The organism is Leifsonia sp. 563 (assembly GCF_040545055.1).
Taxonomy (GTDB): domain Bacteria; phylum Actinomycetota; class Actinomycetes; order Actinomycetales; family Microbacteriaceae; genus Leifsonia.
In genome coordinates this window covers 56,376-70,924 of sequence record NZ_JBEPLE010000001.1, presented here as the reverse complement: position 1 = coordinate 70,924, position 14,549 = coordinate 56,376, and the positions used below count along the sequence as shown (strand labels likewise).

Genomic DNA, 14,549 nt, shown 5'->3' with positions numbered 1-14,549 from the left:
AGCTGACCAGACCATGAGTTTCCTCGAATACGCACCGGCTCCCGAGTCGCGGTCGATCCTGAACCTGCGCGACCAGTACGGCCTGTTCATCGACGGCGAGTTCGTCGACGGGCACGGCACGCCGTTCCAGACCATCTCTCCCGCGACGGAGGAGCGCCTGGCGACCATCGCCACCGCCGACTCCTCTGATGTGGATGCGGCCGTGGCCGCCGCCCGCCGCGCATACGACCGCGTCTGGTCGCGGATGAGCGGCAGCGACCGCGGCAAGTACCTCTTCCGCATCGCCCGGCTCGTCCAGGAGCGCGCCCGCGAGCTCGCCGTGGCCGAGAGCCTCGACAACGGAAAGCCCATCAAGGAGAGCCGGGATGTGGACGTCCCGCTCGTCGCCGCCTGGTTCTTCTACTACGCGGGATGGGCGGACAAGCTCGAGCACGCCGGCCTCGGCCCCGCGCCCCGCGCGCTCGGGGTCGCCGCGCAGGTGATCCCGTGGAACTTCCCGCTGCTGATGCTCGCGTGGAAGATCGCGCCGGCCCTGGCCGCGGGCAACACGGTCGTGCTGAAGCCGGCCGAGACGACTCCGCTGACCGCGCTGCTGTTCGCCGAGATCGTGCAGCAGGCCGACCTCCCGGCGGGTGTCGTGAACATCGTCACCGGCGCGGGGGAGACCGGGCGCGACCTGGTCGCCCACCCGGACGTGAACAAGGTCGCCTTCACCGGCTCCACCGCGGTCGGGCGCGAGATCGCCCGCACGGTCGCCGGAACGTCCAAGAAGCTGACGCTGGAGCTCGGCGGCAAGGCCGCGAACATCGTCTTCGACGACGCCCCCATCGACCAGGCGGTCGAGGGCATCGTCAACGGCATCTTCTTCAACCAGGGCCACGTCTGCTGCGCTGGGAGCCGCCTGCTGGTGCAGGAGAGCATCCACGACGAGGTCGTCGAACGACTGAAGAGCCGCCTGTCGACGCTGCGCCTCGGCGACCCGCTCGACAAGAACACCGACATCGGCGCGATCAACTCGGCCGAGCAGCTGCAGCGCATCCGCGAGCTGTCCGACATCGGAGAGGCGGAGGGCGCGGAGCGCTGGACGGCGGACTGCGAGATCCCCGAGAACGGCTTCTGGTTCGCGCCGACCATCTTCGACAACGTGTCGACCAGCCACCGGATCGCCCGCGAGGAGATCTTCGGCCCTGTGCTGTCGGTGCTGACCTTCCGCACACCGGCCGAGGCGATCGCGAAGGCGAACAACACGCCGTACGGGCTGTCGGCCGGCATCTGGTCCGAGAAGGGCAGCCGCATCCTGGCCGTTGCCGACAAGCTGCGGGCCGGCGTCGTCTGGGCCAACACCTTCAACCGCTTCGACCCCGCGAGCCCGTTCGGCGGCTACAAGGAGTCCGGCTACGGCCGCGAGGGCGGTCGCCACGGTCTGGGCGCGTACCTCGTGCCCGGCCGCTCGCTGGCGCCCGCGTCGCCGCTCCGCATCCCCGCCGTCCGCCCGACCCGCAAGGGAGCCTCCAAATGAGCCGCCTGGCTGTTCCGAAGACCTACAAGCTGTACATCGGCGGGAAGTTCCCGCGCAGCGAGTCCGGCCGCACCTACGAGGTCGTCTCCGCGAAGGGCGCGTTCCTGGCGAACGCGGCCAAGGCGTCCCGCAAGGACGCCCGCGACGCGGTGGTCGCCGCGCGTGCGGCCGTGTCCGGCTGGTCCGGCGCCACGGCCTACAACCGCGGCCAGGTGCTCTACCGGATCGCGGAGCTGATGGAGGGGCGTCGCGCGCAGTTCATCGACGAGATCCAGAAGTCCGAAGGCGTGTCGGCGTCTGCGGCGACCGCGCAGGTCGACGAGGCCATCGACCGCTGGGTCTGGTACGCGGGATGGGCCGACAAGTTCGCGCAGGTCGCGGGCAACGCCAACCCCGTCGCCGGCCCGTACTTCAACATCTCGGTCCCGGAGCCGACCGGCGTCGTCGCGATCGTCGCACCCCAGGACTCCAGCCTTCTCGGGTTCACCAGTGCGGTCGCCCCCGCGCTCGTCGCCGGTAACACGGTCGTCGTGATCGCGAGCGAGCGCTTCCCGCTCTCGGCGATCAGCCTCAGCGAGGTGCTAGCGACGAGCGACGTGCCGGGTGGAGTCGTCAACATCCTGACCGGGTCGCCGGCCGAGATCGCGCCGTGGCTGGCATCGCACGCCGACGTCAACGCCCTCGACCTCGTGGGCGCGGGCGACCTCGACTGGGTGGACCTGCAGATCGCCGCGGCCGACACCCTCAAGCGCGTGCTGACGCCCGAGAACGGCCCGGACGCGGCAGCGCCCTCGCTCGACCGGATCGCCTTCTTCACCGAGACGAAGACGGTCTGGCACACGAAGTCGCTGCTCTAGCCCGCCCGAGCCCGCTTTCCTTCCCCTTGTCGCGGATGTGGGGGAGGATGGGGGCGAGGAACGGGGACACGGTATGACGGATGAGTGGAGACCGGAACGCGGTGAGCTGGCCCTCGTCGGCGACAGCCTGACGCAGGGAGGCGACTGGGATGCGCTGCTTCCGGGCGAGGCGGTCCGCAACTTCGGGATGGCCGGCGACACCACCGACGACGTGCTCGCGCGGCTCGGAGACGTGATCGACACGCGCCCCGCTCTGGTGGCGCTCCTCATCGGGACCAACGACCTGGCCTGGCGCCGCTCGGTGGAGCACGTCGTGCGCAACGTCGAGACCATGCTCGTCACGCTGCGCAAGGAGTTGCCGGAGACGCGCATCCTTGCGCAGTCGGTGATGCCGCGGGGGCACGAGTTCGCCGACCAGATCCGCGACATCAACCGGCACCTCTGGCAGTTCGCGCCGACCGTGCACGCGGGCTGGCTCGACCTGTGGCCGGCGATGGCGCTGGAGGACGGCGAGCTGAATCCGGCGTACACCGAGGACCGCCTGCACCTGAACGCCGAGGGCTACCGCGTGTGGGCCGGCGAGCTCATCCCGGCGCTGGAGCGCCTCCGCGAACTGCCTCCGTCGAGCCGCGCCATCACCCTGCCCGACCTCGGCGGCGCCGCCTAACCCCTCCCGCCCCACCACCCCTCCGCCCATCGTCGAGTCCGCAAACCTTGCACACGACGCGCCGCGTGAGCGTGCAAAATGTGCGGACTCGACGGTGGGCGGATCAGCGGCGCAGCGCACGGCACGCGAGGTGCACGGCGAGGCGGGTCTCGGGGTCGGCCAGGTCGAGACCGAGCAGCTCCTGCGCGCGGGCCACGCGGGTGGAGACCGTGTTGCGGTGGAGGCCCAGGGCTTCGGCGGTCGCCGCAATGCCCGATTCGTGATCCAGATACGCGGCGAGCGTCTCGACGAGCTCCGGCCCGCGCGCGATCAGCGGGGCCAGCAGGGATTCGGCGGCCGGCACGAACGTGTCGCTCTCGGTCCACGACAGCAGCAGCTGCTCCAGTCCGAGCGCGTCGATCCGCACGAAATAGCCGGTCGCCGAGCGGCCCGCCGCGATGCGGGCGGCGTCCGACGCTCCGTCGATGGTCGCGACGAGGCCGGTCGCGCCGCTCTCGAGCGTCCCGACACCGGTCGCGACGTTGAACACGCGGCGGGCGGCGGTGTGCACCGCCAGCAGTGCCCGCACGCTCTCCTCGACGCGGCTCGGCGGGGGAGGCGTGGCGAAGCTGAGCCAGCCCGTCACCCCTCGGCCGCTGGTGGCGGCGTGCGAGTCCACGGGAAGTGCCGTCAGCTCCCGCGCCACCAGCCGCAGCAGCTGGAGTGTGTCCAGGCGGGAGCGTCCGACCAGCCGGAAGCCCAGGTGGTATCCGGTCGTGCGCCAGCCGCGCTCCAGCATCCGCTGCTCCAGATCGGAGTCACGGCTGTCGCGCAGCTCGAGGAAGTCGCGGAGCAGTCCGGAGGCGACGGCGGCATCGTTCACGTCGGCCACTTCGTCGATGAGGATGCGCGCGGCCACCGCCGGCATGGCGACCTCCGCCGCGACCGCAAGGGCGCTCAGCTGGACGGCCCCGAGCCCCTGCCCGAAGACGGCCAGCCGCAGGCCCGCCCGGCTGGGGCTGTCGACCCGCACCGAGGCCGCGGACCCCTCCGGCAGCTCGACCGTGCTGATCCAGGGGCCGAAGTCGATCGCGGCGTGCACGACCGCCGGAAGCGATTGCCCGGCCTCCAGCAGCACGCCTTCGCTGTCGATCAGCGCGACGCCGTGGCCGACGCTGGCGGAGAGGTGTCGCAGCAGGTCCGCGAGGTTGTCGGCGTGGTACTCGATCGACTGCGCGACGCGGCGCACGTACCCGAGGGTCAGCGCATCCCGGCCCTCGCGGAGCTCCCACCCCGCACGCGCGAGCGCCATCGGGTCGGTCGCGCCGAGGAGCGCGAGACCGAGACGCTCCGCGAGCGAGCGGGTGCCGGCGCCGAATCCCTCCGCCTCCGGGAGCACCAGCCCCCGGTAGCCGCGGTCGCGGACGCGGCGCACCAGCGCATCCTGCTGCCAGGGCGTCGCCGGTGGCGCGACCGTGAGCACAGCGAGCCGTCCGTCGCCGTCGGCCGGCAGCCCCGATTCGTCGGCCGCGACGACGAGCTCCCGCCAGACGACCGATGGATGCGCTCCGGCGATCCCGCGCAGCCCGCCGTTCGCGGGATGCGCGAACAGCGCGGCGAGGTCGAGTCCGTCGCTCACGCGGGCACCTCCAGCCCGCGCAGCCCGAACCCGGCGGGGGTGATGTGCCGTTCGCGGTCGGGGGAGGACGTCCACCACGCCGGGGCCTCCAGCGCCAGCACGATCACGTTGCGGGCGAGGGTGATCTCGTCGACCTGGAGGACGTCGCCCGAGACCGAGTCGAGCGCCACGATGATCTCGGGGCTCGCGGCGGTGGTCACGCCGTCGCGCACGACGGCCAGCAGCTCCGACCGCGCCACCAGCCGAAGGAGCGCGCCGCCGTCGTCGTCGAGCTGGATGGCGCTCACGTACGGGTCGTCGATCGAGGCCTCGACTCCGGCCACACGGCCCGTGCCGAGGAGCCGGGCGCCGAGCGCATCCGCGAGTGCGGCCGGCGCCAGGCTCCGGTCGGCGCCGCCCCGGCCGAGACGGAGGGCCCGCGTCGGGGTGCCGAGCACGCCGTGCTCGGTGAGGTCGCCCACGGTGAACCCGGCGATCAGCACCGCTCCGGCGCCCCCGGCCTGCACGATGGCGGCGCGCACCTGGCTCTCGACGTCGGCCGGGCGGGCGGTGTCGATCACGACGACGCCACCGCCCGTGTCGCAGACCGCCACCACGCCGGGGACGGCGTCCACCAGCAGCGAGATCTGATCGAGCCGGGGGAGCGCGCGTCCCATCAGGTCGGCGTCGACGAGGTCCAGGCGGTCGGCCAGGAGGAGCGGGCTGAGCCCGTTCATCCCGGCTCCTTCCAGCCCGCACACGGCCCGGGCGCGCACGCCCGTCCAGCGCTCGGCGGCGGCCAGAAGCGGCCCGAACGCGTCCGCGGCGGGGAGGCGCTCGGTCAGCAGGTAGGTCGACCCGGCGAACGCCACCGCGACGCACGGGGTGGACGGGTCGAACTCCTCCGGCTCCCGCAGGGCGATCGGCCAGATCGGGGCATCCTGCACCATGAGCTCCAGCATCGTGGTGGCCCCGCCGCCTCCGGAGCCGAGCAGGGAGAATCCTCGGGCGAGAGCAGGCAGGCTCTCCTGTCCGAGAGTTCTCATGCCCTCCAGAGTAGGCGGAGACCGCCGCGGCGACGGCGTCAGACCAGCGCCTGCGCCGTCTCGACGGGGACGAACTCCTCGGTCAGCCCGAACGCGCGCGGGCCGAAGGCGGCGAGCGCCGCGGGAGTCCGCATCATCTCCGGGGTGGAGATGCCGAGCACGCGCACGCGCTGTCCGTAGCGCAGACCCTCGGTGGTGATCGGCTCTCCCGACTCGATGTCGGTGACGCAGATCAGGTCGGGCACGATCGCGACCAGCTCGCCGTCGCGGTGCGCCGTGAGGTTCTCGTTCTGGAAGCGGATCTCGAGCGTGCTGCCGGAACCACCGGGACCGCCCGGGCCGCTCGTCCCGTCGAGCGACGAGATCGTGGCCCGGCCCTTGGCGAAGCCCTCGGTGGTGCGGCGCTCCACGTCCGTCACCTTGCCGGCGAACAGCTCCCGCACCTCCGAGTAGAGCGTGGTGGACAGGGTCTGCGCGATCGCCTCGAAGGGCGAGCGGTGCTGCTCGCGTGCCTCCCGGATGGCCCGGCCGAGGGCGAGCGCCATCGAGAGCGTGCGCGGGACGGCGGTGCGCTTCACGTCGGCGCCGCTCATCGCGTACTCGGCGATGTGCCCGACTCCGCCCAGCCGGATGGTGACGCCGCGCGCCAGCCACTCCATCTGCCGGTCGTCGTCGCCGGTGTCGATGATGACGGTCTCACCGCGCTCTCCGGCGAGCGCCAGGGGAGAGCCGTGCACGCCGTACACGGCGAACGTCTCCATCGAGAGCTCGGGGAACGCGCGGCCCATGCCGTCCGCATCCACGACCGGCAGTCCGGTCTCGGCGGCGACGATCAGCGGGATCATCGAGTTGATGCCACCGCACTCGATCGGCATGGTGGCGTCGGCTGAGCGGCCGAGGTGCGCCTCCAGCGTCCGCAGCGCGAGGGTCGGCTCCGTACCCGCCGGGATCTTCTCGATCATCACGGTCGGAGCACCCATCTGCGCCGTCGGGATGACGAACGTGTCGTCCGCGAGATCGTCCGGGTCGAGGATGGTGATGCCGCGCTCGCCGAGACCGCTCTCGCTCAGCACACGGGCGACGAGCATCTGGCCGATGTACGGATCGCCGCCGCCGCCCGTTCCGAGCAGCGTCGCGCCGCGGGCGAGGTCCGAGAGGTCGGCCGCCGTCAGCGTCCAGCTCACGCGGTCACCCCCTCGAGGGTGCGCTCGACGGTTCCGTCGAAGCGGTGCGACGGCAGGTCGTAGCCGAAGTATCCGGGGCCGACCATGGCGAGCGCCTCGGCGCTGTGCCAGCGCGGGTCGCTGGGCGCGGCGATCACCCGCACCCGCTGGCCGTACCGCAGGCCCTCGGTGGTGATCGGCTCCCCGCTCTCGGCGTCGAGCACGATGATCAGGTCGGGAGTGGTCACGAAGACCTCGTCGCCGGACCGCGCGATCAGATGCTCGTTCTGGAAGGCGAGATCGAGCGACGACTCCGCGCCCTCGATGCGGGCGCGCCCGCGGGCGAACCCGGCGGTGGTGCCGCGTTCCACATCCACCACCTTGCCGGAGAAGAACTCGCGGCCGCCGAGCAGCTCGACGGTCGCCGCGACCGCGTCGGTCTTCGCCGCGCGGGCGGCGGTGATCCCGGAGCCGATGGCGAGGCAGTGCTTCAACGAACCCGGGACCAGCGCCTCGCGGGCGACGGCGCCGCTCATCGGGAAGCCGGAGATCATGATCGAGCAGCCCATCTCGACGCATGCGACGCGGGCGATCCGCTCGGTCCAGTGGTTGTCGGCGGTGTTCAGCACGCCGACGTTGCCCTTCTCGTCGCCGAAGGCGAGCGGGGACGCCGTGACGCCGTACAGCGTCGGCAGCACCATCTGCAGTTCGGGGAACGCGCGGCCCATGCCGTCGGCATCCACCAGCGGCAGTCTGAGCGCTGCGGCCGCGGCCACCGGGATCGTGGAGTTGACCCCGCCGATCTCGGCGCACGCCACGTGGGTGACCGGCCGGCCGAGGTAGGTGCCGAGGGCGTGGACGGGCGCGATCACCTCCTCGAGGCTGGGCAGCTTCTCGACCATGACGGTCGGGGCGCCCATCATCGCGACGGTGAGCACCAGGGCGTCGTCGGGCACCTCGTCGAGGGAGACGACGGTCACCGGGCCGTGCTCGGCGAGCGCCTGGGCGGCCAGCAGAGACCCGATGTACGGGTCTCCGCCTCCTCCCGTCCCGAGCACGGCGGCGCCGCGCGCGAGCTCGGCGATGCGGTCGGCGGTCAGCGTCCAGCTCATACCCGCACCTCCATCGCCAGGTCGCCGACGGCCTTGACCCGGATCCGGGTCGCATTGCCCGGCAGGTACGGGATGGGCACCTCGTCGAAGTCGACGATCGCGACCGACGTGGGGGAGGCGCCGGCCGCGATCGCCTTGTCCACCGCCTCCGCCCGAACGGCGGCGATGGCCTCCTCGCGGCGGCCGGGCCCGACGGCGTATACCTTGTCGATCTCGCCCCCGACCTGTGCGATGGATGCGCCGATCGCGTTGGCGACGGCGTAGTTGTCGGGCCGATGCACGGCTCCGAAGATCGGCAGCTCGTCCGGCAGCAGGATCGAGCCGCCGCCCACGGCGACGACGGGGATGGGGTCGGGGGAGGTGCGCATCCGGTCGACGGCCTCGGCGACGCGTTCGGCGATGCGGTCGAGCACCCGCTGCACGAAGGCGGGGTCGAGGTGGGCGACCTTCGCGGGGTCGCCGATGTCGGCGCGGCCGGCCGCGACGGCGATGTCCGTCGCGGTAAGGGTCGAACCGCCGAAGACGAGGGCCTCGGAGGTCAGCCGGTAGCCGACCGACTCGGGCCCGACCTCCGCCGTCTCGGTGTCGACGATGGACCCGCCGCCGATGCCGATCGACAGCACGTCCGGCATCCGGAAGTTGGTGCGGACGCCGGCCACCTTGACCTCGTTGGCGGTCTCGCGCGGGAAGCCGTTGACGAGCAGGCCGATGTCGGCCGTCGTTCCGCCGATGTCGACCACCGCGCAGGTCTCGAGGCCGCTGGTGAGGGCGGCACCGCGCATGGAGTTGGTCGGGCCGGAGGCGAAGGTCGCCACCGGGTAGAGGCGCACGTAGTCCTCGTCCATCAGCGTCCCGTCGTTCTGGCTGAGGAAGATGGGCGCGTCGATGCCCTGGGCGCGCACCGCAGAGGTGAGGCCGTCGACGATCTCGGAGGCGAGCTCGCGCAGCGCCGCGTTGATGATCGTGGCGTTCTCGCGCTCGAGCAGCCCGATGCGCCCGATCTCGTGCGACAGCGAGATGGCGACGCCGTCGCCCAGCTCGTCCGCGAGGATGGCCGCCGCCTGCGTCTCGACGTCGTGGTTCACGGGCGAGAAGACGGATGAGATGGCCACCGACCGCACGCCGTTGGCCGCCATGTCAGCCGCGATGCCCTTGAGCTCGGCGACGTCGATCGGCGAGATGGGACGGCCGTCGAACTCGTAGCCGCCGTGCGCCAGATAGCTCCGGCCGCCGATCGCGGCGATGAGCGACTCCGGCCAGTCCACCAGCGGGGGAAGGGCCCGGGTGGCGGGCAGGCCGAGACGGAGGGCCGCGGTGGGCGCGAGCCGCTTCGCCTCGACGAGCGCGTTGATGAAGTGCGTGGTGCCGATCATCACCGCCTGGATGTCGTCGCCCCGGAAGTCCCGCGCCGCCCGCAGCGCTTCGATCGCGCTCACGATGCCGCTGGTGACATCCGGGCTCGTCGAGTTCTTGACGCCGGCCAGGGTGGTCCGGCCGTCCATGAGCACTGCGTCGGTGTTGGTGCCGCCGACGTCGATGCCGATATGCATGTTGTGTCGCTTTCTGTGGGATGGGGCGGTTCGGGAGCAGGGCTCAGTTGGAGGCGACGGCCTCGGGGCCGGAGGGGGCGTCCGCCGCGGGTTCCGTCGTCGCGCCGTCCGCACCGGCCGGAGCCTGGATGGTGGTGGCACGGCCGACGCCGCGCACCCAGCCGAGCTTGCCGGCGACCGTGTAGAGCACGATCGAGAGCAGCAGCGACCAGATGGCGGGGATGCCCCAGGTCACGAAGTAGCCGACCAGCGAAGAGACCAGCCACACGAGGAGGGTGACGGGGACGATCCGCGGGGCGTGCTCCGGGAGGCGGCCGGAGGCCCGGGTGGCGTCGAGGTCGCCACGCCAGCGGCGGACGAAGAAGTACTCGGCGACCATGATGCCGGCGATCGGCGGGAAGGCGACGCCGAGGATCGTGAGGAAGCCGGTGAACTGGGCGAGGATGCCCGCGGCGGCGAGCACCGAGCCGACGATGCCGAGCACGATCGTCGTGGTGACGCGGTGCAGGTTCTTCGAGAACGCGGTGGAGATGAAGTTGACCAGTCCGAGCGTGGACGAGTACAGGTTCCAGTCGTTGATCTTCAGCGTTCCTGTGATGACGATGATCAGGCCGACGAAGCCGATCGACGAGGTCACGATCGCGACGATGTCGCCACTGGCCGCTGCGTGGGCGAGCAGCACGCCTGCGAGGCCGATGACGAACTCGCCGAGGGTCACGCCCAGAACGGTCTGCTTGACGACGTCGGCCCGGCTGCGGTTGAACCGCGTCATGTCGGCGGTGATGATCGCGCCGACGATGAGACCGCCCGCGACGATTCCGGTGCCCTGCCAGACCGACATCGTCGGACCGGGCGCGGGCGACGTCATCAGCTCGCCGAGCGAGTGCTTGCTGAGCTCGCTGATGATCGACCAGCCGACGAGGATGAGGAACAGCGGGACAGTGATGTTCGCCAGCCACTGCATCCCGACGAAGCCGTACGCGACGATGGCGGTGACAGCCAGGCCGAACAGCAGGCTCCACACCCACACCGGCATGACGCCCGGCATGAGCACGTTCAGGGACTGGGCGGAGATGGCGGACTGGATGCCGAACCAGCCGATGAGGCTGATGCCGATCGCGAGGCCGACGAGGGAGGCGCCGATCTCGCCGAAGCCGGTCCAGCGGGCCAGGAGGGCCGTGTTCAGCCCCTCCTTCTGCCCGATGATGCCGACGATGCACATGATCACCTCGAGGATGATCGAGCCGAGGAGCAGCGCGAGCGCCGCCTCGCCGAAGGTCATGCTGTAGCCCAGGGTCGCCCCGAGCAGGAACTGCGAGAGAGCCGAGACCTGACCGAAGCGCTGCACCGCGATCCCGAACCACGGCTTGCGCGCGTCGGGGGTCACACGGGAGAGGGCGAAGTCGTCGGCATGAGCTGTGCGTGCCATTGGGTGTCCTTCGTACGGGTGGAGGGGGACGGTTGCCCGAAACCGTAGCCAGCGCCCCCTTCCTCACGGAATGTGCACCCCGCACGACTTCGCCCCGACTCTGTGCACTTCGCACACCCCCCGCTCATCTCTCCCGCCGCTCCGCCCCAGCCGTCGAGTCCGCAAACTTTGCACGCGCCGCGCGGTCGCGGCGTACAAAGTTTGCGGACTCGACGGAGGGCGGAGTGACGGAGGGCGGAGTGACGGAGGGCGGAGTGACGGAGGGCGGAGTGACGGAGGGTGGCGGGTCAGGAGGCGCGGAGGAGGTGGGCGTAGACGGCGATGCCGCGGCGCCAGGTGGCGACATGGATGCGCTCGTCGCGCGCGTGCAGCGCGCCCCGCTCCTCGGCGCTCAGCTCGAACGGGGTGAACCGGTAGACCGCGTCGCAGATGCCGGTGAAGTGCCGGCTGTCGCTCGCGCCGAGCATGATGTACGGCGTCACCACGGCATGCGGGTGCACGGCTCCGATCGCGGTCGCGAGGCGGTCCCACTGGGGGCCGTCGGCGGGGGAGACCGGGGACGGCTCGCTGGCGTCGACCGCCTCCACACGGACGGCGTCGTCGCGGATCGCCCGGCGGATGTGATCGAGCGTCTCGGCGACCGACGACCCGACCGCGATCCGGGTGTTGACCACGGCCTCCGCCGTCTCCGGCAGTGCGTTCGCGGCGAGGCTCCCGCGCAGCTGCGTCACGGCCGTCGTGGTCCGCACGATCGCGCGCGTCTCGTCGCTGAGCCGGCCGAACACCAGGCGCAGCGCGGGCTGCAGCCGGCGGGCGCGCGTGAAGACGGCGCGCAGGGGACCGGTCGCGTGCGCGCCCAGCGTCTCCACCATCCGCAGGTTCGTCTCGGTCAGGCGGGCGGGGAACGGCCGGTCGTTGAGGCGGGTGATGGCCCGGGCGAGCCGGACCGTCGCGGTCGTCTTCGGGGGAGTGGACGCGTGACCGCCGTTCTGTTCGACGGTGAGCCGCACGCTGGTGATGCCCTTCTCGCTCACGCCGATCACCGCGATGGGCTTGCTGACGCCCGGGAAGATGCGTTCGACGACGGCGCCGCCCTCGTCGAGGACCAGTGCCGGGCGGATGCCGCGCCCGGCGAGCACCGAGGCGATCGCCCGCGCTCCCGAGCCGACCGTCTCCTCGTCGTGTCCGAAGCTCAGATACACGTCGTTGGCCGGCTGGAAGCCGTCCTGCACGAGCGCCTCCACCGCCTCCAGGATCGCGACGAGCGCCCCCTTGTCGTCGATCGCCCCGCGCCCCCACAGCAGCTGCTGCTCGCCCGAGCCGGTCAGTTCGGCGGCGAAGGGCGGATGCGTCCAGCCCTCCGCGGTCGCGGGAACCACGTCGTAGTGCGCCATCAGGACGGTGGGCGCCTCGTCGCTCCGGCCGCGCCAGCGGTACAGCAGGGAGTGTCCGTGCCGCTCCTGCTCCAGGGCGCTGTGCAGGGCCGGGTAGAGCTGCGGCAGTGCGGCGACGAACTCGTCGAACACCGCCCAGTCGGTCTCCTCGACCGCGTTGCGGGACATGGTGGGGATGCGCAGCAGAGCCCGGAAGCGGTCGAGCGCCTCCGCCGTCACTCGCCGGCCGCTTCCCGGAACGCGTCGAACGCCTCGTCGGAGAACAGGACGAAGCGCACGTGCTCGACCGAGCCGACACCGGAGGACAGCACGGCGCGGACGGTACTGATGGCGATGCGCGCCGCGTCATCCATCGGCCAGCCGTAGACGCCGGCCGAGATCGCAGGGAAGGCGACGGTGCGGGCACCGAGCTCGCGGGCGACGCGGAGGGACGAGCGGTAGGCGTTCTGCAGGAGAGGGGTGCGGTCCTCGCTGCTCGACCAGACCGGCCCGACCGCGTGGATGACCCACTTCGCCGCGAGGTCGCCCGCGGTCGTCGCGACGGCCTGGCCGGTGGGCAGGCCGTCCGGGAGGGTCGTCGCGCGGAGCTCGCGCGTGGCCTCCAGGATCGTGGGCCCGCCGCGGCGGTGGATGGCGCCGTCGACCCCGCCGCCGCCGAGGAGCGAGCTGTTGGCGGCGTTGACGATCGCATCGACGGTCTCGTCGGTGATGTCGCCGCGGACGATGTGGATGAGCTCTTCGCGGTCACTCATGCGCTGCGCCTAGCCGCGGTTGTTGGAGAGCTCGTACACCTTGAGCAGCTCGACGATCGCGTCGTCCCGTGCGCTGCCGCCCTCCTCGAACATCTCGGAGACGTGCGTGCGGAGGTGGTTCTCGACCAGCAGCTTGTTGAGCGAGCCGAGCGACTTCTGGATGGCGAGGGACTGCGTGATGATGTCGATGCAGTAGTCCTCGTTCTCGATCATCTTCTCGAGGCCCCGGAGCTGGCCTTCGAGGATGCGCGTGCGGTGCAGCGCCCGCTTCTTGATGTCTGCGATCACCCCCTCAGGATAGTCCCGGAAGGCTCATACCCGGCGGGGGTACGCCATCGCGTTCGCGCAGAGCATCTCGACTGCGTGTGCGCACGGTGGACAGACAAGTATCCCCCTAATAGGGGGCGTGTGTGGACATACCGGTGGGTCTATCCTCCACGTAGGGGTTGAGAAATATTCGTTTAACAGGAAAGGCCCGACTTTGCTGAAGAACCTCAGCCCGCTGCTGTCCGGTGCGCTCTTGAGCGCGCTCGACGCGATGCATGATGGCGCGACGCTTACCCTCGTCGGCAGCGGCTACCCGGAGGACAAGATAACAACGCCCGTCGTTCACCTCGGTGACGACGTCACGACTGAGGCCGCCGCCGAGGCGATCCTCTCCGTGTTCCCGCTCGACCAGGACGATGCATCGCCGATCGTGTTCCTCGATCTCGCTGACGAACCCTACGACGTACCCGACGTCGCGTTCGCAGTGAACGGGATCGCATCCGACGCCGAACTCCGTCGAGTCCCGATGACCCGCCTCGAGCTCGAACCGTTCCTCGAGCTCGCCCGAAACTCCAGCGTCACGGTCCGTGTCGGATCCGACGCCCCGCCCTGCGCATTCCTGTTCCGCCGCGGAGTGCTGTAACCGACAGCGACCCGCACCACACAGCGTCGCCCGCCCGACCGGAGAGAACGTCTCCGCCATCGGGCGGGCGCACCATTTCCGGCATCCGGACTGCGTAGAGTGGACTCCCGATGCCCGCACCTCACACTCCGCAGCAGCCCGCCTTAAACCGCGCCGCGCTGGTCCCCGGCCTGCTCGGAGCGATCGTGCTCCTCGCCGGTCTCGCCCTCATCGGCGGCGACTGGTACCTGTACGTGCGCTACGCGGTCAGCATCCTCGCGCTCATCCTCTGCGTCTTCGCCGGACAGGCGCGGATGTGGTGGTGGTTCGCGGGCCTCATCCCGCTCGCGGTGGTCTGGAATCCGGTCTGGCCGCTGCCGCTCGGCGGCGTCGCACTGCAGGGTCTGTCGATCGCGGGAGCCGTCGTGTTCGTCGCCGCGGCGGTCACGATCAAGATCCCCGCAGACACGCGTCGCTGAACGGCCGCACATCCGGTAAAATGGGTGCTGCGCGGCCATCCTGCGTCGCGCTCCCGGCGTCACTCGCGGCGAACACGGTCCACTCGGTACCCGAC

Annotated in this window: 14 protein-coding genes; 5 read left to right on the top strand and 9 right to left on the bottom strand. The window is 71.2% G+C overall.

The annotated features are described in order from the left end of the window. Positions 1–13: 13 nt before the first annotated feature. The 3 genes from ABIC47_RS00340 to ABIC47_RS00330 all read left to right on the top strand — a co-directional run bounded on the left by ABIC47_RS00340 (position 14) and on the right by ABIC47_RS00330 (position 3,043). Positions 14–1,519: an aldehyde dehydrogenase family protein gene (locus ABIC47_RS00340; RefSeq protein WP_018190381.1), complete on the top strand. Its 1,506-nt coding sequence runs from the start codon at positions 14–16 to the stop codon at positions 1,517–1,519. Next, positions 1,516–2,376: an aldehyde dehydrogenase family protein gene (locus ABIC47_RS00335; RefSeq protein ID WP_020075202.1), complete on the top strand. Its 861-nt coding sequence runs from the start codon at positions 1,516–1,518 to the stop codon at positions 2,374–2,376. The genes ABIC47_RS00340 and ABIC47_RS00335 overlap by 4 nt, the downstream gene beginning before the upstream one ends. Before the next feature lie 73 nt (positions 2,377–2,449). After that, positions 2,450–3,043: an SGNH/GDSL hydrolase family protein gene (locus ABIC47_RS00330; RefSeq protein WP_018190383.1), complete on the top strand. Its 594-nt coding sequence runs from the start codon at positions 2,450–2,452 to the stop codon at positions 3,041–3,043. Positions 3,044–3,146: 103 nt separating this feature from the next. Here ABIC47_RS00330 and ABIC47_RS00325 read toward each other — a convergent pair whose 3' ends face one another. The 9 genes from ABIC47_RS00325 to ABIC47_RS00285 all read right to left on the bottom strand — a co-directional run bounded on the left by ABIC47_RS00325 (position 3,147) and on the right by ABIC47_RS00285 (position 13,374). Continuing rightward, positions 3,147–4,661 (bottom strand): PucR family transcriptional regulator, encoded by a 1,515-nt coding sequence (locus tag ABIC47_RS00325; RefSeq protein ID WP_354476282.1) that lies wholly within the window; start codon positions 4,659–4,661, stop codon positions 3,147–3,149. Beyond that, a complete protein-coding gene (locus tag ABIC47_RS00320; protein WP_354476280.1) occupies positions 4,658–5,686 on the bottom strand; it encodes an S-methyl thiohydantoin desulfurase domain-containing protein in 1,029 nt (342 codons plus the stop codon). Before ABIC47_RS00320 ends, ABIC47_RS00325 begins: the two co-directional genes overlap by 4 nt. Before the next feature lie 38 nt (positions 5,687–5,724). Next, positions 5,725–6,870 (bottom strand): S-methyl thiohydantoin desulfurase family protein, encoded by a 1,146-nt coding sequence (locus tag ABIC47_RS00315; RefSeq protein WP_354476278.1) that lies wholly within the window; start codon positions 6,868–6,870, stop codon positions 5,725–5,727. Then, positions 6,867–7,961, bottom strand: a complete 1,095-nt coding sequence (locus ABIC47_RS00310; RefSeq protein ID WP_354476276.1) for an S-methyl thiohydantoin desulfurase family protein — start codon at positions 7,959–7,961, stop codon at positions 6,867–6,869. The genes ABIC47_RS00315 and ABIC47_RS00310 overlap by 4 nt, the downstream gene beginning before the upstream one ends. Further along, positions 7,958–9,511 carry a hydantoinase/oxoprolinase N-terminal domain-containing protein gene (locus ABIC47_RS00305; RefSeq protein ID WP_354476274.1) on the bottom strand — a complete coding sequence of 518 codons (1,554 nt, stop codon included), beginning with the start codon at positions 9,509–9,511 and terminating at the stop codon, positions 7,958–7,960. Before ABIC47_RS00305 ends, ABIC47_RS00310 begins: the two co-directional genes overlap by 4 nt. A 43-nt stretch (positions 9,512–9,554) precedes the next feature. After that, positions 9,555–10,940, bottom strand: a complete 1,386-nt coding sequence (locus tag ABIC47_RS00300; protein ID WP_354476273.1) for a purine-cytosine permease family protein — start codon at positions 10,938–10,940, stop codon at positions 9,555–9,557. 287 nt (positions 10,941–11,227) lie between these two features. Continuing rightward, the gene (locus ABIC47_RS00295) at positions 11,228–12,553 is read right to left on the bottom strand and encodes a M20/M25/M40 family metallo-hydrolase (RefSeq protein WP_354476271.1); all 1,326 of its coding nucleotides are present in this window, start codon (positions 12,551–12,553) and stop codon (positions 11,228–11,230) included. After that, positions 12,550–13,086 carry an O-acetyl-ADP-ribose deacetylase gene (locus tag ABIC47_RS00290; RefSeq protein ID WP_018190391.1) on the bottom strand — a complete coding sequence of 179 codons (537 nt, stop codon included), beginning with the start codon at positions 13,084–13,086 and terminating at the stop codon, positions 12,550–12,552. The genes ABIC47_RS00295 and ABIC47_RS00290 overlap by 4 nt, the downstream gene beginning before the upstream one ends. Positions 13,087–13,095: 9 nt before the next feature. Beyond that, a complete protein-coding gene (locus tag ABIC47_RS00285; RefSeq protein WP_018190392.1) occupies positions 13,096–13,374 on the bottom strand; it encodes a metal-sensitive transcriptional regulator in 279 nt (92 codons plus the stop codon). A 193-nt stretch (positions 13,375–13,567) separates the two neighbouring features. Between ABIC47_RS00285 and ABIC47_RS00280 the strand changes: the two genes are divergently transcribed. Beyond that, positions 13,568–13,996 carry an RbsD/FucU domain-containing protein gene (locus tag ABIC47_RS00280; RefSeq protein ID WP_018190393.1) on the top strand — a complete coding sequence of 143 codons (429 nt, stop codon included), beginning with the start codon at positions 13,568–13,570 and terminating at the stop codon, positions 13,994–13,996. A gap of 110 nt (positions 13,997–14,106) precedes the next feature. After that, complete coding sequence (locus ABIC47_RS00275) at positions 14,107–14,454, top strand: DUF6804 family protein (RefSeq protein WP_354476268.1); 348 nt, start codon at positions 14,107–14,109, stop codon at positions 14,452–14,454. The last annotated feature ends 95 nt before the right edge of the window (positions 14,455–14,549 follow it).